Origin of the sequence: Salinibacterium hongtaonis, from assembly GCF_003065485.1 — a bacterium.
In the GTDB taxonomy this organism is placed as follows: domain Bacteria; phylum Actinomycetota; class Actinomycetes; order Actinomycetales; family Microbacteriaceae; genus Homoserinimonas; species Homoserinimonas hongtaonis.
In genome coordinates, this window is sequence record NZ_CP026951.1 from 2583280 (window position 1) to 2606744 (window position 23465).

Consider the following 23465-nt stretch of genomic DNA (forward strand, 5'->3'; position numbering starts at 1 on the left):
CACCGCCTACCCCCCTTTGGGGGACGACTTCTGCGATGCCCGCGAACATTACGAAGGGTGACACGACCGCTTGGGCTCGGCGCATCTGCTGTTTACGGTTGTAGACATGTGCCGCCTCCTGGGATTCGTGTCTCGCACCGAGACGACGATTCCGGATGCCCTCGGCACCGATTTCGAGGCCTTCACGGCACTGTCGGCCGGCCTCCACGCCGACGGCTGGGGCCTTGCCGCCGAGAACGCATCGGGTCGCACTCACGCCATCGCCGCCGAGGCCGCTCACTCGAGTGCCCGCTATGCCGCGGCATTCTCGGGCACCCGCACGACCAGCGCGATAGCTCACCTCAGGGCGGCGACCCTCGACCTGGCCGTAGCCGAGCGCAACACCCACCCGTTCATCCACGGCAACCTTTCGTTCGCCCACAACGGTTCGATTCGCGAGGTGGCCGCAATCGAGCCCCTCATCGACGCTGACCTGCGGGCTACCCTTCAGGGCGAGACCGACAGCGAGCGCTACCTGCTCGCGCTCGTGTCGGAGATGCGCCGATCATCCGTTGTCGACGCCGTTCGCACGGTCGCCGAGCAACTCGGCGATGTCGCCGACGAGGCCAGCATCAACGCCCTCCTGCTCACACCGGACGAGCTCATCATCGTGGCGGACGACCCCGCCAAGGCCCCGGCATTTCTCGGAGCCGACTATTACGAGCTCAGCTACACGGTCACCGACGATTACACCGCCGTCGCCTCGAGCGGCTGGGAGCGCGAGGGCTGGCACCGCGTGCCCGAGCGCTCGGTGCTCACGCTCGACCGCCGCACGCTCGAGCTGCGCGCATCCACGACCTTGACGGGGCCTTCGCTGCCCCGCTCGCCTTCGCCGCCTAGAGCACGCTACCTACGACACCGGTCGCCCTCGCCGGCTAGCTGCTGAGGCCTCGCCGAACCCGGCTACCGAAGCGGGTCGAACGCCCTCATCAGCGGATGCTCGCCCCGCCCCACAATGTGGTCAGCGAGTATGCGCCCCGTCAGCGGGCCCAGCGTCACGCCCCACATTCCGTGACCTCCGGCCACATGCACCCGCGGCGAGCGCGTGCTACCCACGAGCGGCAACCCATCCGGCGTGCAGGGTCGCGACCCCACCCACTCGTCCTCGCGCGTGCCCCAATCGACACCGTCGAAGAGCGGACCAGCGGCGTCGACCAGCGTGCGGATGCGACGCGGATCGGCGGGAGCATCCGCTGGCCGAAACTCCATCATTCCGCCCACCCTCAGCCGATCGCCCAACGGGGTGCACGCCACCCGCTGCGTCGGAAAATAGATCGGATGCGTCGGCACCACCTCGGGGCGAACGCTGAAGCTGTAGCCACGGCCGGCCTGCACGAGTTGCCTCACCCCGAACGGGCGGGCGAGCTTGCCGAGCCACGTGCCCGTGGCGATGACAACATGGTCGGCCGTGAAATCCGCGCCTGGGCGACCGTCTGCACCCTGCGTCTCGATGACGACCGAGTCGTCGGCGCGGATACCGGTGACCGCAGCATCCGACACGATCTCGCCCCCGCGCGCCTGCACAGCCTCGGCGAGCGACGCCACATAGAGCGGCGGGTTGATGTAGCGCTGGTCCGCGATGCGCATGCCGTGGGTCACCGAGCCGCTGATGGACGGTTCGATCTGCCTGAGCTCATCGCCCGAGATGCGCGCGAAATCAACTTGCCCGCCGCGCTTCTCGATTTCGGCGAACTCGTGCTCGAGCACGCCCCGCTCTGCTTCGCTCGTGAAGCCTGCCAAAAAGGGGTCGGCGATCGTGGCCTTGGCCTCGACCCCGCCGTCGGCCAGACGCGCGGAACGAGTCGAGCCCCCACCGGTTGATCTCGGCGAAGACCGTCATGTTGGCCGCACATCGATGCCGGCAACGAATTCAGCGCGAACCCGGCCAGAAAAGTCAGCAGCTGCCGGTCGGCCGAGAGCGGAACATAGACGGGGGATGCGGGGTCGACGATCGCCCGCAGCCCATAGCGAAAAATGGCCGGGTCGGGCAGCGGAAGGGTCAGCGCTGGCGCAATCCAGCCCGCGTTGCCCCACGACGCCCCCGCCGCAACACCGGTCCGATCGAGCACCGTGACCCTGGCACCGTGCTGCTGCAGAAACCAGGCGGTGCACAACCCCACCACCCCGGCCCCGATGATGACAACATGCTCGTCTGCCCCATTCGGCATTCCTGCTCCAATCCTCAAGGACGGTCGCGCAGATACTGCTCGGCCTCAGCGTAGCCTCGGGCAGACACGGCTGGCCATGCCCGCTTTAAATCTCTTGCGTAGCGGAGTTATGTATTGCTACATTGATACAGAACTCGCACAAACTGTGAGAGGCGAGAGGATGCCATGGACTTCGACGAAATCCTGTGCTGGGCATGGCTCGCGGTGCTCTTTGTCACCATTGGAGTACTGTCCGCCACGACCGCCCGACCCAAGAGATGGGACCGGGCAGTCGTCGAGTTCGCCCACAGGTCCGGCCTTGACATCGACAGCGCGGCCGTCGCTCCCACAGTGCGGCGCCGCATCGGTTCTCTGACGGTCGCCCGTCTCATGGGTGCATTGATCGGGATATCGGTGACAGCCGCGCTCTGCCTCATGTTTCCCTCCTGGCGAACAGGACAGATGGCGATTCTCCTGGGTACCCCCCTGATGTTTTTCGGACTCACGCTCGGCGCCGTGATCGTCACGCTGCGAGACTCCCTATTTACCCAGTCGCCCGAGAGCCCCCGACTGGCTCGCTCCATGGTTCCGCAGCCAGCGGACTACATCGACACACGCCGACGACTGACGCCCACGATTCTGCTGGGTGCGGCACTTCTCTTGGGGCTCGTCGGCACCGTGCTCGCCCTGGTCGGCGTACCCGCCGGGCGGGCCTACCTCACCAGCCCAGCAATCCCTTTGATCATCGCCGCCTGCTGCAGTTGGGTGATAAACCTGATCCTCACCCGACGGATACTCACTCGCCCGCAGCCCGCATCGACGACGCTCGAATTGCGTTGGGATGACGCCCTCCGAGCCGACACCCTTCTCAACCTGGCAGAGTTCGTCAGCATCGTCTGCTGGGTTTCGGTCATTGCCTCCGTCTACGGAATTCTTGGGGGCATCGAGCCAGCAGAATCGGCGAACCTGATTGTGATGCAGATGTTCACCTGGGGGATGGTCATCAGCTCGCTCGACAGTTCGCTCGGAAATGCCCGGAGGCACGTGCAGTGGCGCCTCTGGCCCGATGAGACAACACTGCCGCCGCAACAGGCGCTGGCATGATGCTCGTCATCGACCCGCGGTCTGCCGTGCCGCCATTCGAACAGGTGAGGGCGCAGCTCCTGACTCAGATCACCTCGGGCAAGCTCGCGGCAGGGGCAAAGCTGCCCACCGTGCGGCGGCTGGCCGAAGACCTGGGAATCGCGCCCAACACCGTTGCCCGCAGCTACCGCGAACTCGAGGCTGCTGGGCTCATCGAGACGCGGGGCAGAGCGGGTTCCTTCGTTGCGGCTCGGGGTGACGCCGCTGAACGGCAAGTCCAGGAGGCGGCGCGACACTACGCCGACCTGGTGCGTCGACTCGGGGTGAGCGAAGACGCCGCCCTCGCCTGGGCAGAGGCGGCACTGCGCGCCTAGACCGTCACGTGCGCGGGGCGTCACGTACGCGGTCCGTTATGTACGCAGGGCGGAATCAGCCCGGGAACGAAATGTGCTGCAAAACCCACGCGTGCATCGCGACCGCCGCAGCCGCCGACGCATTGATCGACCGCGTCGAGCCGAACTGCGAAATCTCGACCACAGCATCCGCCGCCTCGATCGCCTCGGGCGACAGGCCCGGCCCCTCCTGGCCGAAGAGCAGAACGCAACGCTCGGGCAGGTCGAATGTCTCGATGATCACACTGCCGGGCACGTTGTCGATCGCAATAATCGGCATGTCATCGGCGCGCGCCCACTCGACGAACGCAGCAACATCCGCATGGTGCACGACGTGCTGGTAGCGGTCGGTGACCATCGCGCCGCGCTTGTTCCAGCGGCGGCGGCCGATGATGTGCACGGTGTCGGCGGCGAACGCGTTAGCGCTGCGCACGATCGACCCGATGTTCATGTCGTGCTGCCAGTTCTCGATGGCGACATGGAACGGATGCCGATGCTCATCGAGGTCGGCGACGATCGCCGCCATGCTCCAGTAGCGGTAGCGGTCGATCACGTTGCGCGTGTCGCCGTGCTTCAACAGCTCAGGGTCATAGCGCTCGTCGGTGGGCCACTCCCCCTGCCACGGCCCGACGCCGTTGGTCGAAAACTCGTGCGTGGGGTTAGCGGTATTCACACCTCGACGGTACCGCCCCTGTGCCGCTTGCTCGCCCAGAGCGCGGCGCGGGCATCACGGAATCAGCAGGATCTTGCCCGTGTGGGCCGACGACTCGAGGTGCGCATGAGCGGCGGCAGCCTCGTCGAACGAGAACCGGCTATCGATGACGGGGACGAGCTGCCCCGACTCGACCCAGGGCCAGGCTGTGGCGCGAATCTCGTCCATGATCGCGGTCTTCTGGTCGAGCGGCCGTGCGCGCAGGGTGGTGCCCCAGATACGTCCCCGCTTGCGCATGAGAAAGAACGGGTTGACGTCAGCGTTTTCGCCACTCTGATTCGCGATGACCATGATGCGACCATCCATCGCAAGCGCCTGGATGTTGCGCGCCATATACGACCCGCCCATGATGTCGAGGATCACATCGGCGCCGCCCCACTCCTCCTTGACCCGTTCGACGAAATCCTCGGTGCGGTAGTTGATGAGCACATCGGCGCCCAACTCGGCGCACAGCGCCAGTTTCTCTGCCGAACCGGCCGTCACGGCAACCCTCGCGCCCGAGAGCTTCGCGAGTTGGATGGCCATGGTGCCGATTCCGCTGCCACCTCCGTGAACCAGCAGCGTTTCGCCGGGCTGCAACTGGGCGCTCATAAAGACGTTCGACCACACCGTCGCGATCGCCTCGGGCAGCGCCGCGGCATCCTGCAGGTCCAGCGAATCGGGAACGTGGAGCGCGAGCGCGGCTGGCGCAACGACCTCCTCTGAGTACCCGCCGCCCGCGAGGAGGGCACACACCCGATCACCAACGGCAAACCCGGTGACGTCCGGCGCGATCTCAGAGACGATGCCCGAAACCTCGAGGCCGGGCCAGTCAGGCGAGCCGGGAGGCGACGGATAGCTACCCTGGCGCTGCGCCACGTCAGCACGGTTGATCGCGGCGGCGGCCACTCTGATGCGAATGTGACCGGGCTGCATCTCGGGCTCATCGACCCCTGCCACCGCCAGGGTGCCGTCGCCTTCTGTCGACGAGATGACGATCGCGCGCATCCGGTGTCCTTTCGGTCGCGAACTCATGGGCACGTCAATCGTGGCCCGTAACTGACGCCCCGTCGACCCCGTACGATTGAGAGCATGTCGAAAGTTCTCACAAGCCTGCCCGTCGGCGAGCGCGTCGGTATCGCCTTCTCGGGCGGTCTTGACACCTCGGTAGCTGTTGCCTGGATGCGCGATAAGGGCGCCATCCCCTGCACCTATACCGCCGACATCGGCCAGCCGGATGAACCAGACATCGAGGGCATTCCCGACCGCGCCAAGGAGTACGGCGCCGAGATCGCGCGCCTCATCGACTGCCGCGCACCGCTCGTCGAGGAGGGCCTTGTCGCCCTTCAGTGTGGCGCGTTCCACATCCGCAGCGGCGGAAAGACCTACTTCAACACGACTCCCCTCGGCCGCGCCGTCACGGGCACCATGCTCGTGCGCGCCATGAAAGACGACGGCGTCGACATCTGGGGCGACGGCTCCACCTATAAGGGCAACGACATCGAGCGGTTCTACCGCTACGGCCTGCTCGCCAACCCGCGCCTGCGCATCTACAAGCCGTGGCTCGACCAGCAGTTCGTCGAGGAGCTCGGCGGCCGCAAGGAAATGAGCGAGTGGCTGCAGGCGCACGACCTGCCCTACCGCGCCTCCACCGAGAAGGCCTACAGCACCGACGCCAACATCTGGGGCGCAACGCACGAGGCCAAGAGCCTTGAGCAGCTCGACACCGGCTTCGAGATCGTTGAGCCCATCATGGGCGTCGCGTCCTGGCGCGAAGATGTTCAGATCGCTGCAGAAGACGTATCGATCACGTTCGAGGCCGGGCGCCCCGTCGCCATCAACGGCCAGGAGTTTACGGATGCTGTCGCGCTCGTTCTCGAGGCGAACGCGATCGGTGGCCGCCACGGCCTCGGCACGAGCGACCAGATCGAGAACCGCATCATCGAGGCCAAGAGCCGCGGCCTGTACGAGGCCCCCGGCATGGCGCTGCTGCACATCGCCTACGAGCGCCTGCTCAACGCGATCCACAACGAAGACACCGTCGCCAGCTACCACAACGAGGGTCGCAAGCTCGGTCGCCTCATGTATGAGGGACGCTGGCTCGACCCGCAGTCGCTCATGCTGCGCGAGTCGATCGTGCGCTGGGTCGGCTCCGCCGTCACCGGCACGGTCACGATGCGCCTTCGCCGCGGCGACGACTACACGCTGCTCAACACCGAGGGCCCCGCGCTCAGCTACCACCCCGACAAGCTCTCCATGGAGCGCGTGACGGATGCTGCCTTCGGCCCAGAAGACCGCATCGGCCAGCTGACCATGCGCAACCTCGACATCGCCGATTCGCGCGCCCGCCTGGAGCAGTACGCCGCTCAGGGCATCGTCTCTGGCGAGACCGCCAAGCTCATGGGTGAACTCACCCAGGGCGAGTCCGACGAGATCGCAGGCGGCGCCGGCGCTGACACCAACGCGGAGGTCGCCCTCGACCGCGCCGCGTTCGACCTCGGCACCGACTAACCACCACAACACCACACCACAGCTCAGCGAGGTGCTGTGCCCGGGCTGCCCGGGCACAGCACCTTTCGCATTACGGCAGAAAGTCACATGAGCAAGAAGCCTGGCCCCCTCGCCCCTCGTCTCACGGCGCTGCGGCTCGCCCATATCACCGACGGCGGCCCCGAGGCACTCGAGAGTCACGACAACTACGAGGGCGAGCGCTTCGCCTCGGCCGACCTGAGCGAGCGCGATCTCGCGGGCATTACATTCAGCGAATGCGAGCTTGTCGACCTCACGGCGCACTCCACCGAACTTCGCGGAGCATCCATCCTCGACACCCGCATCGAGCGGCTCAACGCCCCCGTTCTGAGCGCCGCCCGCAGCCGGTTTCGTGACGTAGAGATCACCGCATCCCGCATCGGCTCCGCCGAACTCTTCGAATCCGACGTGCGCTCCGTGCACTTCAGCCACTGCAAGTTGGGGTTCGTCAACCTGCGAGGAGCCCGCCTCGAAGACGTGCTGTTCACCAACTGCACCATCGACGAATTGGATCTCGGCGGGGCATCCGTCAAGCGCGTCGCGTTCGTCGACACCCAGCTCACGGGCATCGACGTAACCCGAGCCACCCTCGCCGACGTGGACCTCCGCTCTCTCGAACTGCGCAGCATCACCGGCCTAGAGGGTCTGCGCGGCGCGACGATCAACTCGTACCAATTGGCGGAGCTCGCGTCGGTGCTCGCCGCCAACCTCGGCATCCTCGTCGAGGAGTAGAAACCCTAGCATGTCGAAATACCCTCGGTTTTTGCGCGGCTACGGCAGACTGAGGCAGATCGCCACGAGAACACGGGGAGTTGTCATGCGCAAACGCGTCGTCGCAGCCATCGTTGTCGGGAGCGTGCTGGCCGTCGCCGTTGGCGGCACCTACTGGGCCGGGCGCAACCTCTTTCACGAACCGACCGCAGAGGGCGTCGACTCGGTGATCGGCGCATCGCAGGAGAACTACATGCAGGAGTCGTACATCCTGCCGACCTGGCTCATCTATGCGCTGTGGGATAACGAGTTCCACCTGGTGCGCGACCTCGAGAAAGATCCGGTCTAGTTTGGGCTCCACGACATCCGTTCCTCCGGTGCGGCGCAAGCGCCTGCCCAACACCCGCCAGCGCCTGCTCGACGCATCGACGGCGCTGTTCGCGGCCCGAGGATTCCACGGCACGACGACTCGTGACATCGCGGCGGCCACCGGCATTACGGCGGGTGCCGTCTACGCCCATTACGCGTCGAAAGAGGAGATCCTCTTCACGATCATTCGCGATGGACACAGCGCCATTATCGAGCTGCTCTACGCCGCGATTTCCGAACGCGAGACTCCGCTCGCGCAGACATATGCCGGGCTCAGAATGTTTGCGCTCGCCCAGGTCGAGCAGCTCGCCCGCGCCCGGGTGGTGCACTACGAACTCACCTCGCTGAGCCCCGAGCACCTCGAACTGGTGCGAGAGCAGCGACGCGAAATCTTCGCCATCATGGCCAGCACGATCGAGCGCGGCGTTGCCGAGGGGGTCTTCGTGGTCGACAACCTGCCGATGGCGGTGCTCGGCGTGCAGGGAGTGACCATCGATATCGCGCGGTGGTACCCCGTCGCGGACCCTGGAGTGCCCGCCTCCCCTGCGCAGATTGCGACCCAGGTCGCCCACATGGGACTGCGCATCCTCGGCGTCGGCGCTGACCAGCTCGCACAGCTCGACGCGCAGCGGGCCGCCAGACGCGGGTAGTCCGCGCACCCCTCTCCATGAACTCCCTCTCCCCGGGCGCGAATGCGCGGGGCGGCGCGGCGGCGCGGGATGCGCGGCGGCGCGGGATGCGCGGCGGCGGCAGCCGGGAGCCCGGCACCTGCCCCCAGGCTTCGCCTCTAGGATTGAGTCATGGCAGACCGTAGTGAGATCGAATACTGGCTGACCGACATGGACGGGGTTCTCGTCCACGAGAATCACCCGATCCCCGGGGCATCAGAACTGCTCGCGGAGTGGACCGAGAGCGGAACGCCGTTTCTCGTGCTCACCAACAACTCGATTTTCACGCAGCGTGACCTGGCAGCCCGGCTGCGGGCATCCGGACTCCTCGTTCCCGAGCAAGCGATCTACACGTCGGCGATGGCCACGGCCGACTTTCTCAAGCAGCAGCGCCCCGGCGGCAAGGCCTACGTGATTGGCGAGGCCGGCCTCACGACGGCTATGCACGAGGCCGGATTCATCATGACCGAGCGCGACCCCGACTTCGTCGTGCTCGGCGAAACTCGTACCTATTCGTTCGATGCCATCACCAAGGCGATTCGACTCATCGGCTCGGGGTCACGGTTCATCAGCACCAATCCGGATGCCACAGGCCCCAGCGCCGAGGGCCCGCTGCCCGCAACGGGTGCGGTCGCCGCGCTCATCACCAAAGCGACCGGCATGGAACCATATGTGGTCGGCAAGCCGAACCCGATGATGTTCCGCTCTGCGATGAACAGGATCGGCGCACACAGCGAGAAGACGGCAATGATCGGTGACCGCATGGACACCGATATCGTTGCTGGCATCGAGGCGGGGCTGCACACGATTCTGGTCATGTCTGGGATCAGCGACGAGGCCGAGATCGTGCGGTATCCGTTCCGCCCGGACGAGATTCTCACGAGCGTGGCCGACCTGCTTCGGCAAAGCTGAGCGCTCTGCTCCCTACTGCTTCGCCAACAAAGACGCGTCGAGCTTGTCGCCCGATGAGCGTGTGACGAAGCAGGAGTACCCGCGGTCGCCATTGGCCCACTCCGTGGCGTCGCCCGCATAGGACAGCTGCCAAGTCAGGTCGCTCAGCTCAGCAGCCGCGTCAAAATCGAGCAGCGTTTCGGCATCGCACAGCGTCGGCGCCAAACCCTGCCAGCCCTCGGCGTCGAGGTAGACCGTAACCTCGGGGCCAACCTCTCCGCGGTGCAGCAGTTGGGCCGTGTGCGGCTCGCCACACTCGACAACCGTGAACTCCTCAGCCCACACCGAGTCGAATGGTTCGAGGCACTCGCCGCCATTGAGCTCTGACCACGCATAGAATCCGGGGCCGAGCGTTTGCGAGCCCTGCCCATCGGATGCCGCAGCATCCGGGCCGATTCCCCGCCCAATCGCCGAACCGACCGCAAAAAGAGCGACGAACACGATAACGAGGGCGGCTCCGGCGGAGGCGCCGGTGATCGTCTGCCGCTGGGCGCGGGAGCGCTGAGCCCACCAGGCGGCGAGGCGTGCGCCTGCGGCGCGGACCGCGGGGATTGCTGGCGCGGCAGTCGTGGCAGCCGAGGCAGCCGAGGCAGCCGAAGCCTCGAAGCGCGAGGCCGCAGCGGGCGCAGCAGCTGCAGGCGGAGCAGCAGGAGCAGGCGGAGCAGCAGGAGCAGCAGGAGCAGCAGCAGTCGGAGCAACCGCCGCATCCGTGCCCGCCGCATCCAGAGCATGAGACTCTGCGACGCCGGTCGGGTGGTCTGTTGGAGGCGCTACGAAGGGATTGCTGTCGTCGTATTCGCGAAAGTTGTCGCTGCCAAACAGCTCGGCGAGGCCGCCGTCATCGACGACGGGTTCGTCTTCGGAGCTGTCGCGCCTCATAGACGAGGAATGCTACTTCTCTAGGCCCAGATCAGCAAGCGAAATGGCGGCGTAGTACGGGTAGCCCGCAGCCTCGATGACCTCTTTGGCCCCCGTGTCGCGGTCGACAACAACGGCGACGGCGGCGATCTCAGCGCCCACCTTCTTAAGGGCCTCGATCGCGGCGAGGGGGGAGCCACCCGTCGTGGAGGTATCTTCGAGCACGATGACGCGCTTGCCCGAGACATCCGGCCCCTCGACCTGGCGACCGCGGCCGTGATCCTTGGGCTCCTTGCGCACGACGAACGCGTCGTACTCGGCTCCGCGAGCGGCGCCCTGGTGCAGGACTGCGGATGCGATGGGGTCGGCCCCCATGGTCATGCCACCCACCGCAACAACATCGGGGATGTCGGCGATCAGGTCGAGCATGACCTGGCCGATCAGGGGCGCGACCCGATGGTCGAGACTCACCTTGCGCAGATCGACGTAGTAGCTCGCCTTCTTGCCACTCGTCAGGGTGAAGTCCCCGTGAAAGACCGCATCGGCCTTGATGAATTCGATGAGTCTCTCGCGCGCGTCAGTCACAGCGTCGATTCTATCGACCACGCGGGAGCTGCTTCTCATCCGGCATCTGCTCCCCCTCATCGGTGGCCGCCGCTACCGGCGATTCTGAGCCTCGCGTGGCCCGCAGCGCCCACAGAATCGAGATCACATCCACTGCTTCTTGCAGCCACGCGCCGACGATGGCTGGCAGGAGACCGGCAGCGGCCACACACATGAGACCGATGCTGAGGCTCATCCCCACCCAGATGCTCTGCAGGGCAACCCGCACGGTCTCCCGCCCCACCAACAGAGCGGCGGCAACGCCGGAGATATCGTCGCGCAACAGCACGACATCGGCCGACTCGCTTGCGGCGGTCGCCCCCCGCGCCCCCATTGCGATGCCGATGTCGGCGGCGGCGAGAACCGGCGCATCGTTGACCCCGTCGCCGACCATCACCACCGGTCGCTCCGTGAGCGTGGCGACCGCGGTGACCTTGTCTGCCGGGAGGCAGTTTGAACGGATGTCGTCAACGCCGAGCGCCGTGCCGACGTGCTCAGCGGTGGCGCGATCATCCCCCGTGAGCATCACGACCGTTCCGATGCCCTGCGAGCGGATGCTGGCGATCGTCGACCGCGCGTTCTGCCGCACCTGGTCAGCGAAGACCAGCGCACCAGCGGGCACCCCGTCGACGGCCACATAGACCGCCATTTCTCCGGTTTCTAGAGGGGTCGCTGCCACCTCCGTATTGCATGCTGCGGCGATGAACGATCGTTTGCCCACCACGACCGTGCGCCCGTCGATCATGGCCGTAACGCCGTGAGCCGTCGACTCCTCCACCTGGTGTGAACCCCATAGCTCGATGCCTTTAGCGCGTGCGGCGCGGAGAACAGCAGCCGCGAGCACATGGGCCGAGAACTGCTCGGCAGAGGCGGCAAACCGCAGCAGTTCGTCAGCATCCGTCTCCCCCTCTGGCCGCACCTCTACGAGGCTTGGCTCCCCTTGGGTGAGGGTGCCGGTCTTATCGAAGGCGAAGGTTTTTGCCCTGCGAAATGTCTCCAGGGTCGCACTGCTCTTGACGATCACCCCGTCGCGGGCGGCCCGACTCATTCCGGCCATGAAGGCGACAGGCGCAGCGATGATGAGCGGGCAGGGCGTTGCGACGACCAAGACCTCCGCGAAGCGAACCGCATCGCCGCTGACCGCCCAGGCTGTCCCCGCGATCGCAAGGGCAAGAAGGGTGAAGGGGATGGCGTAGCGGTCGGCGAGTCGCACGATCGGCGATTTGCTCGCGGTGGCGGCTTCTACCAGGGTGACGATCTGCTGATACTGGCTGTCCTTCGCCGCACGCGTCGCCTGAACCATGACGGCAGCGGCCCCGTTGACTCCGCCGCTGAGCACCTCATCACCCGCGACCTTGTCAACGAGCAGGCTCTCACCGGTTATGGATGACTCATCAAACGATCCCTCCGCGCTGACCAGCGTCCCATCCACGGGCACGATCTCACCGGGCCGCACCATGATCCGGTCTCCCGGCGCGATCTCGTTAATCGGCACCTCTACAGTCGTGTCGTCGTCGGCATACCGATGCCCGGTCTGCGGTGCTCGCGACAACAGCGCACGCAGGTCACGCTCGGCTCGGTGCGCCGCGTAGTCCTCGAGCGCTTCTCCGCCCGTGAGCATGAGCACAATCACCAGCGCCGCCCAGTATTCACCGACCGCGACAGCGGCGCAGATTGCGGTGACCGCGAGGATGTCGACCCCGAAGGTGCCAGAACGAAGTTCTCGAACCATGCGCCATGCCGATCGGGCCGCGACCACGATGGCGAACCCTCCCAGCAGCCACGGCGAGAAGGGAGCCGCCGGAGTCAGCAGTATGACGCCCGCGGTCGCCGCCACCAGGAGCGTGGCGATGACATAGGGGTAGCGTCTGAGCAGCAGAACCGGGCGCAGTTTCATGTCTCTGTGAGTCAACACCGCGGTAGGTCAGCTGGCACCAGGCTCACACTCAGACCCGGCAACCCCACAGGCACCTCCACATCATCCAGTGGTCGCGGTCGCGAAACCCCCCGGCGGCAGTTGCACGCTCGAACTCCCGCGGGCAACAACTCGCTTGACGAGGCTGCCGGTCGCGTCGTAGACCCGCACCGTTGTCGTGATGCCCTCGGTGCCCATCGTGGTGGCGATGGGCCTGTCCACATTGGAGTGGGCGAGCTCTGCGGATGCCGTACCACCGGTGTAGACAACGCGCGCGACGACGGGTCGAACGAAAAGGGCGTCGAGTTCAACGGTGCCCGCGAGAGCCCGAACGGTGATCTCGCCGCCGTCGGGCGTGGACTTCTTGAGCGGCTGCGGCAGGAGCGCACCCGGTGCAGCCGTGACGCCCTGTGCCCCCACCCCGTGCGCGAGAACTCCAATCGTGGGGGCACCGGCCTTCCACTGAGACCGGGCCGTTGCCCCCGTCGGCTGATTCACGACGGGTTCCACAAGGACCTGGTCGTCGGAGCCTTTGCCGGGGGCTCCTGGCCCGCCGGGTGCTCCGCGACCCCCGCCGCGCGCGGCCGCGGCGGCATCCGTCAGTGCTATCGTCGCCGATTGGCCGGGGAGAAGCCGCAGGTAGGCGCCTCCGCTGAACTGCGATTCGCCCGTCCATGCTGACTCCGGGGTAACGACGCTGCCGGTCGTGGTGCTCGCGGACTCCGCCTCCACAACGCGAAGGCCGTCACGCTCACCGATCGTGGAGATGGACTGCGCCCGCACCGCGACCGTGGGGTGAGCATCCAGCGCCAGCATCGACAACAGCCCGTGGATCGTGCTCTCTGCCCCCGAATTGCGGTTCACCGTGCCGTCGGGCTGCACACCATCAAAGGTGACGCCGGTTTCGGGGTTGTAGACCGGGGCGCCGGAGCGGTTCGCGCCAAAGTACCAAGCACCAACGAACCCGGCCAGGTCGAGCAGCCCCGAAGCGTGTGCCGCGTCGCCGACCGCGAGCAGCGACTGCAGCCGGGAATCTGCGCCGTAGGCGATCTGAACCTGGTCGATGGGGGCGGGCAGCCAGGCGTTATCTGGCCCTCCCGCCGTTATCAACGTTGTCGTGAAGCCCGTCGAGTCGGCGATGGCCGGCGCGAGCAGCCGCGAATCAGCCAGGGCGACGGATGCCTCGGCGAGCGCCGCCGGCATCTGCGAGCCCCAAGCGTGCCAGAGCGATCGTGACTCCGTCCACGGAAGGATCGCCCCATACGGCCACGTCGTGATGTCGCCTGCACGCATGGCGGCGACACCCTCAGCGAGCTGTTCGAGCGCCGTGCGTGCGGCGGCATCATCTGGCGCTGCCGAAACATAGGCGGCGAGCCCGAGAATGGCCTCGGCAGAGGCATCCGCGCCTCCCGCGATGAGCCAAGCGGGCACCTCTGCGCCATCGGCGATCAGGTATTGGCCGTACTGGCCCAGCACCTCGCGGTCCACGGCCTCGACGCCGAGCTGGAGCCGCTGCTGCAAAAACTCGGCGAAGTCGCTGTCGACGGGGGCGAAGGCTGCGTAGCCCTCGCCGAGCGCCCAGAGGGTGCGGGCGAGCCAGTAGCTGTCGCCGCTATCCGACGGGTCGGGCAGCTCAACGGGCTCGGGGCTGGGGTTGAGGGTGCCATCCGGCTGCATCCAGAGCACCACATTGCCCGCGAACTGGCCCGTGGTTGTCTGAAAGTAGGCGAGCGAGCGCAGCAGTTCGTAGGCATGCTCTTTGCTCGTTTCTGAGCCGGTTTGTTGCCAATGCCGCAGGTAGACCACGGCGGCGCGCGATACATCGTCGGCGTTGTAGGCGCCCTGGCCCCAATAGCCGGTGGCCGGGTCGAGGGGGCCTCCTCCGACGCGTTCAAACGTGCCGCCGTCGCGGGCATCCGCATAGGTCCACGGCATCGTGAGCTCGGGTTCTTCTGCGAGGCGATAGGTCGTGTGGCCCGCGATCTCCTCGGGGCTTACGTCGTCGAGCAAGAAGTCGAGATGGGCGAGGTTGGTGAGTGATTGCCCGCCGGGCGCCGCAGCCGGGGCGATCCCCTCGGGCAGTGCGGATGCCGGGGGCGCCGACGCCGTCGGCGCGATTATGAGGCTGCCGACGAGTGCGGCACCCGCAACCATGGCGGTGGAGTGAAACATTATGAGGCCCTCCTGTCGAGACGGGCGACCCCAATTTTGGAGTCGGCCATGCCGTAGAAAACGAAGTACTGGTCACCGATCAACTCGATCGCGGTGGGGAAGACCACATTGGGCACAACACCGGTGCGCTCATCTTCGGTCTCCGGTGCCAGCAGCGGCTCGCTCGTGCGGGCCACGATGCGCGTCGGGTCATCGGCATCGAGAATCATGCCGCCCACCGCATAGTTCACGTTCTGCTGCTGACCGAACGCGTGCTCGATTGTGCCGGTGACCCCGTGGTGCAGCATCAGCCATCCCTCCGGCACGCGAAGAGGTGGCGGGCCCCCGCCGATCTTGAGTTGTTCAAAGGCGAACTCCGGCGCGGCGAGCATGCGGTGGCCTCTCCAATGCACAATGGCCCGGATGTCGGCGAGCACGGCAGCAAGGGGCACGAAGCTGATCCAGATGCTCTGGCGCGGGTCGGTTATGCCCGCGGGCAGGCGAACCCCCTCCCCGGGCTTCGTCTCGCTGAGATTCCACATGGGGCGGTGCAGCACCGCGAGACTCTCGACCCCGTCGGGCGCTGTGACCGGCTCGGCAAAGAACACGGTGTCTTTGTTGTGGAACAGGTTGAGGTCGGTGTCGAGCGCGTCGTCGTACTCGAACAAGACGGGGCCGAGCCTCGTCCATGCGCGAAGATCCGGAGAGGTCGCAATTGCAGTTCGCGGGCCCAACGGCCCGAAGGCCACATATGTCATGACGTGCAGATCGAGCGCGGGAATGTAGGTGATCCTGGGGTCTTCGACCCCCGCATTGGCGACCCCCCTCTCCCAGCCGCGGTCGGGCTCCAGCACGACCCCTTCGCGTTCGACGCCGACGGGCGCGCCATCCTCAACCACTACCCGCGCGATCCCGACCCTGCTCACATTGCCTTGCGCGACAAGCCGAGGCAGCAAATAGAGCTCGCCCGCAGCCCATCCCGTTGCGGGATTGAGCACCCCCTCCGACTCGAGAGGGTCGCCCTGCCGCGGCGTCATGATCACTCCCACCCTCGTGAGCGTGTAAGGGAAGGGCGCCGTGGACGTGGTCATGGTCACCCTTTCACACCCGACCCGATGTCGGTCGAGATGAAGTAGCGCTGGAACACGATGAACAAAACGACAACGGGCGCGGCAAGGACCACGGCACCGGCCAGAGTCGCCCCAAACGGGTTCGCGGCGGAGGCCGCGACGGTCGAAATGTAGTTCGCGAGCGACACCGCAAGCGGCTGGAGGCTCGCATCCTTGGTGATGAGGAACGGCCAAAGGAACTCGTTCCACGGGCCGATGAACGTGAGCAGCACCACCGTGACGAGGGCCGGCCGCACGAGCGGAAGGGCGATGCGCCACAGCAGCATGAGCTCACCGGCGCCGTCGATGCGCGCCGCCTCGAAGAGCTCCTTAGGCAACTGCAAGAAGTACTGCCTGAAGATGATGACCGCGGTTGAGTTGATGAGGAACGGCAGAATCATTCCGATGTGAGTGTCGGCCAGTCCATAGTCCCTGGCGATCAGCACGTAGAGGGGAATCATCAGCAGCTGAAACGGCACCACCTGCACCAGCAGCGCCAGCGCAAACGTTGCCCCACGGCCCCTCCACTGCAACTGCGCGAGCGCATAACCCGCGAGCACACCAAACACCATGGTGCCGATGAGAACCCCCATCGTGAAAATGCCCGAGTTCGCCAGCCCCGTCCACAGGCTGATGCGATCGTTGATCGCCACGTAGTTGTCTACCGTGATGTTGTCGGGATGGGGAAAAGCCCCGGCGATAGTGGGATCCGGTTCGGCCTGCAGCGAGCCGATCACCATGTAATAAAAGGGAAAGAGAAACGCGAATGCCCCGACGGCCAGCACAAAACCTCGAAGCCCCGTCTGAAACTTAGACATCAGTCTCGCTCCCCTACGAATCGGTTCTGCAGCCACGCGATGATGAGCACCAGGATGACCAAAATCACTCCAATGGCGGCAGCAACATCCGGCTGGCCCTGCTGAAGTCCCCGCTGGTACATGATGAGAACGGGAGAGGCCGACGCCCCGTTCGGGCCGCCGCCCCCAGTGAGCAGGTAGGGCTCCGTGAAGAGGTTCGCCCCCGTGACGGTTGAGACGAGAAGCACCAGAACCGTCGCCGGGCGAACCCCGGGAACCGTGACCGAAAAGAAGCTGCGCACCCGTCCGGCGCCGTCGGTCGATGCCGACTCGTATAGCTCCTTGGGCACGCCCTGCAACGCGGCCAAGTAGAGCAGGATGTAGAACCCCAGCTGCTTCCACGTGACGAACAACGCGATGATGGGCATCGCCCACGTCTCACTGATCAACCACGACGGGGATGGGGCGAGCGGGCCCAGAATCTGGTTGACGAGCCCGTTGCCATTGAACAGAAAGATCCAGACCGCCACGACCGCCACGCTCGCTGTGACGTAGGGGACGTAGTAGCTCACGCGCAAGAACGTTCTAAAGTGCACGATCTTGTTGAGTGCCGTCGCCAAAAGCAGCGACAGAACCACCGTCAGCGGCACGTTGATGAGAAGAAACACCCCGACGTTGCGGAACGACTGCAGCACTGCGGGGTCGCTGAGCACCGTTGCGAAGTTCTCGAACCCCACAAACGGCCGGTCGACCTCGGCCCCGGGCGCGGCGAAGAAAAAGTCGTGGAACGAGATCCAGAACGAATAGATCAGCGGATACGCGAATACCAGCACCACAAAGACCAGGTAGGGCGCGCTCAGCACGAGCCCAAACGGGTTGGGGCCGAGCAGCCGCCGCTTGCGACGGGGCTGCCCGTCGGAAGCGGCGGGTGCCGCCGGCCCTGGCCCGGCCGCCCCTGCTCCCGGGGGGAGAGGCGACGCGGTCGGCGCAACGCTGCGAGTCATAGCGTTACTGCTTCTGGGCGATCTCGTTGATCTTGTCGGCAGCATCATCCAGCGCCGTTTGCACATCCTCCTCGCCAAAGATCACCGACTTCGACCAGGCATCGCGGAACGCCTGCATCATCTCCACGGTGTTGGGCCCAGCGGGAACCTCCACGGTTCGGGCGGCCTGGTCACCGAATGTTGCGTATTCCGGATTCGCGGCGAAGTAGTCGGGGAACGCCTCCTGCAGGTCAACGCGCAGCGGCATCTGGCCCGTCAGCTCCAGCAGCTGGCCATCCTGCTCCTCGCTCGTCGAGAACTTGAGCACGTCCCATGCTGTCGCGCGGTTCTCGCACGCCGAATAGAGGCCGATGTTCTTGGCGTCGCCAAACGTCCAGGTCTCCTCGGCGGGGATGCCGTCCTTGGTCGGCACCGGCACGGCACCCCAGTTCACATCCTCATAGACGGAGATCGCCCACGGGCCGACGATGGCCATTGCCGCGACACCGTCGGCAAAGGCATCGCCCTGGTGCGCCTCCTGAGAAGCCAACTTCTCCGAGTAGAGGGTCGCCCAAAAGTCGCTGGCCTCGTAGCCCTCGGCGTCGGCGAAGGTCGCCTCGCCGTCCTCCACGAACTGCTCGCCGTCGGTGGCCGCAGCAAACAGCGGGTAGAAGTCGAACTGCATTTGGAAGAACTCGCTCGTCGGCGCCGGCAAAATCGCGTTCGCGACGGTTCCCGACGACACCAGCGTGCGGGCGGTGGAGAGGAACTCGTCATACGTGGCCAAAGGCGGATTCTCGGCATCAAGCCCCGCCGCCGTGAACAGATCCTTGTTGTAGAAGATCTGCACGGGATTCGACTTCCACGGCATCTGGAAGAAGTCGCCGTCGGCGTTTTCGTACTGCGATGCGAGCTCTCCGGAACGCTCCTCGATGTACTCGGCGCCATCCTCAAACTCCGAGAGACTCACGAGGCCGCCCTGCTTTTCGAACTGACCAACGGCAGAGGGAGCGGTGTTGTAGATCAGGCAGGGCGCGTTGCCTGCGGTGATCGCCGCGCCGATAACCTCCTCGCTGCTCTTGCCAGCGGGGATCTCCTGACCCCTAATCTGCTCATCAGGATGGTCGGCGTTCCAGGCCTCGACCATTTGCTTACCCCAGGCCACCTCCTGCTCGTTGTTCGAGTACCAGATGGTGATGTCGCCGCGGCTGTCGTTAGAGCCGGATCCACCGCCTCCTCCGCTGCAGGCGGTGAGAGCGAATGCCCCCAGCATGACAACGGCGGCGGTTGTAACTGTCCTTCTTTGCACAGTTCTCTCCTTCGATTGTGACGGGCTTTAGGCGATCGACTTTTCGGCGCTAAGCGCCGTAGTGGCACGGTGTTGAACGGGGCTTGCGGTTGACTCGCGCACGACGAGCCGGGCGGGTTCCAGTTCACTGTCAGCCACGTCCAGGCCCGCGATCAGAGAAAGAAGGGCCCTGGCGGATGCTCCGCCCCACTCCTGCACCGAGGTCACCACGGTGGTCAGGGCGGGAAAGTTGTGGCGCCCCGCCTCGCCCCCATCGAACCCCGTCACCGACAGGTCTTCTGGCACGCGCAGCCCGAGCCGCTGGGCGACCCCCATCCCCGCGAGAGCCATGGGATCGTTCGCGTAGACGATCGCTGTCGGCGGATGCTCAAGCGCCAACAGATCACGGGTCGCCTTGGCGCCGCCCTGGGCCGTGAAATCCGCCTCGACCACGAGGTCGGGGCGCAGGCCATGCAGGGTCAGCGCCTCAGAGAACGCCATCGACCTGCGGGCGGCGTGCAGCATCCCGCTCGATCCTGCGACATGCGCGATGCGGCGGTGGCCGAGATCCACGAGGTGATCGACGGCGGCGCGGATGCCCGGCGCATCGTCGACAGAGACGGCGGGGAACTCGGAGTGCTGCTGGGGATGACCGAGGGTGACGGCGAGCAACCCCAGCTCCCGCAGAAGGGGCACGCGGGAGTCTGACTCCCGCAGGTCGGTGAGGATGACGCCGTCGACCCGGTCATGGGCAACGAGCTGCCGATAGGTCTCGTGCTCGGCACGTTCGTCGGGAACCATGCTCAGCACGAGGGCCTGCCCCACCGGCGCAAGCGCGGCCTCGATGCCGGCGATGAAGGCCGGAAAGAACGAGTCCTCCGAAATCACAGCGGGGTCGCGGGCGATGACAAGGCCGAGAGCATAGGCGCGGGCTGTGGTGAGTGAACGCGCGCGCACGCTCGGAACCCAGCCGAGTTCGCCAGCGGCTCGCAGGATGCGGTCCCTCGACTGTGGGGCGACGCCCGGTTTGCCGTTCAGGGCGAAGGAGACGAGCGACTTGCTCACCCCGGCGGCACGAGCAACGTCATCGATCGTGGCGCGTTGCTTAACCATCGCGGCCTCCTCGTCGAGCGCCCGGCATCATCCGGAATCGTCCGCGAGGCGACGCTGCGCCACCGCCTCTGGCCTAAACCGGTTTAGCCACGGTACGTCCAAGTCGAGGCTTAATCAACCCCGTTTGGGGGCCAAGCCTGGCGCTAGTCGTGCTGCGGGAACCCCAGGTTGATGCCGCCGTGCGACGGGTCAAGCCACCGAGAGGTGACCGCCTTCTCGCGCGTGAAGAACGCGACTCCGGCCGGCCCATACGCCTTGGCGTCGCCAAACAGCGACTGCTTCCAGCCGCCGAACGAGTGGTAACCAACGGGCACCGGGATCGGCACGTTGATGCCGACCATGCCGACCTGTACCTCGTACTGAAAGCGGCGAGCCGCGCCACCGTCGTTGGTGAAGATCGCGGTTCCGTTGCCGTACGGCGACTCGTTGATCAGGTCGAGCCCTTCCTCATACGACCCCACCCGCACAATCGACAGCACGGGCCCGAAGATCTCGTCTTTGTAGACGGCGGAGGTCGGCGAGACCTTGTCGAACAGGGTAGGGCCGAGCCAGAATCCGGATGCGTCGCCATCGACCTCGATGCCGCGTCCGTCCACGACAACAAGGGCTCCGTCGGCCTCGGCGACCTCAATGTACGAGGCGACCTTGTCGCGGTGAGCCTCGGTGATGAGCGGCCCCATGTCGCAGTTTCGGGTTCCGTCGCCGACCGTGAGCCCCGCCATGCGACTGGTGATCTTCTCGATCAGATCGTCGGCAACGGGCTCGACCGCAACCACGACGCTGATGGCCATGCACCGTTCGCCCGCTGAGCCGAAGCCCGCGTTGACGGCGGCGTCGGCGGCCAGGTCGAGGTCAGCATCCGGCAGCACGAGCATGTGGTTCTTGGCCCCGCCGAGCGCCTGGACCCGCTTGCCGTTCTTGGCCGCTGTCTCATAGATGTAGCGGGCGATGGGGGTCGACCCCACGAACGAAATGGAGGCGACGTCGGGGTGCTCAAGCAGAGCATCGACGGCCTCCTTATCGCCGTGCACGACGTTGAAGACTCCTGCGGGCAGGCCGGCTTCTGCCAGCAGCTGCGCCATCCAGTTCGCCGCCGATGGGTCCTTCTCGCTCGGCTTGAGCACCACGGTGTTGCCCGCGGCGATCGCGATGGGAAAGAACCACAGCGGCACCATCGCGGGAAAGTTGAATGGGCTGATGATGCCCACGACCCCGATGGGCTGGCGCAGCGTGTAAACGTCGACACCCGTGGAGACATTCTCGGAGTAGTCGCCCTTCATCAGGTGCGGCATTCCGAGGGCAAATTCCACAACCTCGAGGCCGCGCGCGATCTCGCCCAGAGCATCCGAGGTCACCTTGCCGTGCTCAGAGGTGAGGATGGCGGCAAGCTCTGATTTGCGCGCGTTGAGAAGCTCCCGGAAGGTGAACAGGATGCTCTGACGCTTAGCAAGAGAGGTGTCTCGCCACGCGCTAAAGGCGGCAGAAGCCGCGGCGATGGCTGTGTCGACGTCGCCCGTGCTCGCGAGGCGCACGGTCGTGGAGACCGTGCCGCGGGCGGGGTTATAGACGGGAGCGGTGCGGCGGGATTCTCCGTCGAAGGCCCTGCCGTCGATCCAGTGGCTGAGGGTGGGAATGTCGGTCATGAGTGGTTCCTTTGTTTGCATCAAAACAGCTCGAGAACTTCGTCGTAGATGGCGAGCGCCTCGGCCACTTCCGAGTCAGTGACAACGCACGGCGGCACCACATGGATGCGGTTGTCCTGAGTGATGGTGAGCAGGTTTCTCGACACGAGCTCCGATTTGACCTGCCCCATCACTGCGGCAGAAACGGGCTCGCGGGTTTCGCGGTCAGAGACCAGTTCGAGCGCCCAGAAGACTCCCTCTCCGCGGACCTCCCCAATGATCGGATGCTTGTCAGCGAGCGCGCACAGCCCCGGCCCGAGCACATCCGCTCCGATGCGGGCAGCGTTATCGACGATGCCCTCGCGCTCCATCGCGTCGAGCGCTCCGATGATCGATCCCATCGCCAGCGGATGCCCGCTGTAGGTGAGCCCGCCGGGAAAGACTTGCTCGTCGAAGTCTGCGGCGATCGGGTCGGAAATGATTACGCCACCAACGGGCACATAGCCCGAGTTGACGCCCTTGGCGAAGGTGATGAGGTCGGGCACGACGTCGTATCCGTCGAGGGCGAGCCACCGGCCCGTGCGCCCGAATCCGGCCATGACCTCGTCGAGGATGAGCACGATGCCGTAGCGGTCGCACAGCTCGCGAACCCCGGCTAGGTATCCGGGCGGAGGGGGCAGGATGCCCGCCGTGCCCGGCACGGTCTCCAGCAGAACTGCGGCGATCGTTTGGGCCCCCTCGCCCTGAATCGTGCGCTCCAGATGGCGAAGCGCCCGCTCGCTCTCCTGCTCGGGGCTTGTCGCCCAAAACTCGGAGCGATAGAGGTATGGGCCCCAAAAATGCACGTGGCCTCTGGCATATTGATTGGGCATCCGCCGCCAATCGCCCGTGGCCACGATGGCCGCCCCCGTGTTGCCGTGATAGCTGCGGTAGGTGGAGAGCACGGTGTCTCGCCCCGTGTGGAGTCGGGCCATGCGGATGGCGTTTTCATTGGCATCCGCACCGCCGTTGGTGAAGAAGATGCGGTTGAAGCCCTCCGGCGCGCGCGCGACAATGCGCTCGGCCGCCTGACCTCTGGCGAGGTTCGCCGTCGACGGGGCGACGGTAGCGAGGGTCGCCGCCTGCTCTGCGATGGCGGCGATGACGGCCGGATGCTGATGGCCGATGTTGAGATTGATGAGCTGACTGGAGAAGTCCAGATAGGTGCGACCCTCGTCGTCCCAGGCCCGACTGCCGGATCCCCCCGTAATCACGAGGGGCTTGAGGCTGCCCTGGGCAGACCAGGAGTGGAACACGTGGGCGCGATCGAGGGCCACAATGCTCTCGTTCGACGTTGCGGTTCGGTTCTTCACGGTGTCTGCGCTTCTTTCTTTTCACTCGGCGGCATGTGCCGAGTGGGTGGGTGGCCGGGCGGCACAGTGGGTGCCGCCCGGCCCGTGGTTATGT

The 23465-nt window shown here is 65.8% G+C and carries 22 protein-coding genes and 1 pseudogene; 8 read left to right on the plus strand and 15 right to left on the minus strand.

The window, feature by feature from the left end; translation table 11 throughout:
- Positions 1-106 precede the first annotated feature (106 nt).
- A complete protein-coding gene (locus C2138_RS12360) occupies positions 107-925 on the plus strand; it encodes a class II glutamine amidotransferase (protein ID WP_159078235.1) in 819 nt (272 codons plus the stop codon).
- Positions 926-942: 17 nt separating this feature from the next.
- On the opposite strand, the gene C2138_RS12365 is transcribed toward C2138_RS12360, so the two are convergent.
- A complete protein-coding gene (locus tag C2138_RS12365) occupies positions 943-1779 on the minus strand; it encodes an NAD(P)/FAD-dependent oxidoreductase (RefSeq protein ID WP_241961121.1) in 837 nt (278 codons plus the stop codon).
- 272 nt (positions 1780-2051) lie between these two features.
- Positions 2052-2207 (minus strand): annotated as a pseudogene (locus tag C2138_RS13860) (FAD-dependent oxidoreductase); the annotation flags it as partial.
- 165 nt (positions 2208-2372) lie between these two features.
- Between C2138_RS13860 and C2138_RS12370 the strand changes: the two are divergent.
- The gene (locus C2138_RS12370) at positions 2373-3290 is read left to right on the plus strand and encodes a hypothetical protein (protein WP_108518257.1); all 918 of its coding nucleotides are present in this window, start codon (positions 2373-2375) and stop codon (positions 3288-3290) included.
- Positions 3290-3643, plus strand: a complete 354-nt coding sequence (locus tag C2138_RS12375; RefSeq protein ID WP_199286605.1) for a GntR family transcriptional regulator — start codon at positions 3290-3292, stop codon at positions 3641-3643. The genes C2138_RS12370 and C2138_RS12375 overlap by 1 nt, the downstream gene beginning before the upstream one ends.
- Positions 3644-3698: 55 nt before the next feature.
- On the opposite strand, the gene C2138_RS12380 is transcribed toward C2138_RS12375, so the two are convergent.
- Entirely contained in the window at positions 3699-4334 is a 636-nt protein-coding gene (locus C2138_RS12380) for a TrmH family RNA methyltransferase (protein ID WP_108518261.1), read from the minus strand.
- 54 nt (positions 4335-4388) lie between these two features.
- The gene (locus tag C2138_RS12385; protein ID WP_108518263.1) at positions 4389-5360 is read right to left on the minus strand and encodes an NAD(P)H-quinone oxidoreductase; all 972 of its coding nucleotides are present in this window, start codon (positions 5358-5360) and stop codon (positions 4389-4391) included.
- An 84-nt stretch (positions 5361-5444) separates the two neighbouring features.
- On the opposite strand from C2138_RS12385, the gene argG reads away from it, so the two are divergent.
- From argG to C2138_RS12410, 5 genes are all read left to right on the plus strand, one after another.
- Positions 5445-6863: an argininosuccinate synthase gene (gene argG / locus C2138_RS12390; RefSeq protein WP_108518265.1), complete on the plus strand. Its 1419-nt coding sequence runs from the start codon at positions 5445-5447 to the stop codon at positions 6861-6863.
- An 87-nt stretch (positions 6864-6950) separates the two neighbouring features.
- Entirely contained in the window at positions 6951-7613 is a 663-nt protein-coding gene (locus tag C2138_RS12395) for a pentapeptide repeat-containing protein (protein WP_159078236.1), read from the plus strand.
- A 10-nt stretch (positions 7614-7623) separates the two neighbouring features.
- Positions 7624-7941, plus strand: coding sequence for a hypothetical protein (locus C2138_RS12400; protein WP_159078237.1), 318 nt, complete (start codon positions 7624-7626; stop codon positions 7939-7941).
- Between the two features lies 1 nt (position 7942).
- On the plus strand, positions 7943-8611 hold the full coding sequence (locus tag C2138_RS12405; RefSeq protein WP_159078238.1) for a TetR-type transcription factor C-terminal domain-containing protein: 669 nt from the start codon (positions 7943-7945) through the stop codon (positions 8609-8611).
- Positions 8612-8761: 150 nt separating this feature from the next.
- Positions 8762-9541 (plus strand): HAD-IIA family hydrolase, encoded by a 780-nt coding sequence (locus C2138_RS12410; protein ID WP_108518272.1) that lies wholly within the window; start codon positions 8762-8764, stop codon positions 9539-9541.
- Positions 9542-9553: 12 nt separating this feature from the next.
- Here C2138_RS12410 and C2138_RS13680 read toward each other — a convergent pair whose 3' ends face one another.
- The 11 genes from C2138_RS13680 to C2138_RS12470 all read right to left on the minus strand — a co-directional run bounded on the left by C2138_RS13680 (position 9554) and on the right by C2138_RS12470 (position 23371).
- Positions 9554-10459, minus strand: coding sequence for a septum formation family protein (locus tag C2138_RS13680; protein ID WP_159078239.1), 906 nt, complete (start codon positions 10457-10459; stop codon positions 9554-9556).
- Between the two features lie 12 nt (positions 10460-10471).
- A complete protein-coding gene (gene pyrE, locus C2138_RS12425) occupies positions 10472-11023 on the minus strand; it encodes an orotate phosphoribosyltransferase (protein ID WP_108519130.1) in 552 nt (183 codons plus the stop codon).
- Between the two features lie 10 nt (positions 11024-11033).
- Positions 11034-12938 carry a heavy metal translocating P-type ATPase gene (locus tag C2138_RS12430; protein ID WP_108518275.1) on the minus strand — a complete coding sequence of 635 codons (1905 nt, stop codon included), beginning with the start codon at positions 12936-12938 and terminating at the stop codon, positions 11034-11036.
- Between the two features lie 81 nt (positions 12939-13019).
- On the minus strand, positions 13020-15128 hold the full coding sequence (locus C2138_RS12435) for a hypothetical protein (protein ID WP_241961122.1): 2109 nt from the start codon (positions 15126-15128) through the stop codon (positions 13020-13022).
- On the minus strand, positions 15128-16198 hold the full coding sequence (locus tag C2138_RS12440) for a glycoside hydrolase family 130 protein (RefSeq protein ID WP_108518277.1): 1071 nt from the start codon (positions 16196-16198) through the stop codon (positions 15128-15130). The genes C2138_RS12435 and C2138_RS12440 overlap by 1 nt, the downstream gene beginning before the upstream one ends.
- Positions 16199-16200: 2 nt before the next feature.
- The gene (locus C2138_RS12445) at positions 16201-17034 is read right to left on the minus strand and encodes a carbohydrate ABC transporter permease (protein WP_108518278.1); all 834 of its coding nucleotides are present in this window, start codon (positions 17032-17034) and stop codon (positions 16201-16203) included.
- A complete protein-coding gene (locus C2138_RS12450; RefSeq protein ID WP_108518280.1) occupies positions 17034-18017 on the minus strand; it encodes a carbohydrate ABC transporter permease in 984 nt (327 codons plus the stop codon). Before C2138_RS12450 ends, C2138_RS12445 begins: the two co-directional genes overlap by 1 nt.
- Before the next feature lie 4 nt (positions 18018-18021).
- Positions 18022-19305, minus strand: a complete 1284-nt coding sequence (locus C2138_RS12455; protein ID WP_108518282.1) for an extracellular solute-binding protein — start codon at positions 19303-19305, stop codon at positions 18022-18024.
- Between the two features lie 27 nt (positions 19306-19332).
- A complete protein-coding gene (locus C2138_RS12460) occupies positions 19333-20397 on the minus strand; it encodes a LacI family DNA-binding transcriptional regulator (protein ID WP_108518283.1) in 1065 nt (354 codons plus the stop codon).
- A 143-nt stretch (positions 20398-20540) separates the two neighbouring features.
- Complete coding sequence (locus C2138_RS12465; RefSeq protein ID WP_108518285.1) at positions 20541-22040, minus strand: CoA-acylating methylmalonate-semialdehyde dehydrogenase; 1500 nt, start codon at positions 22038-22040, stop codon at positions 20541-20543.
- A gap of 20 nt (positions 22041-22060) precedes the next feature.
- Complete coding sequence (locus tag C2138_RS12470; RefSeq protein ID WP_108518286.1) at positions 22061-23371, minus strand: aspartate aminotransferase family protein; 1311 nt, start codon at positions 23369-23371, stop codon at positions 22061-22063.
- Positions 23372-23465: the final 94 nt, after the last annotated feature.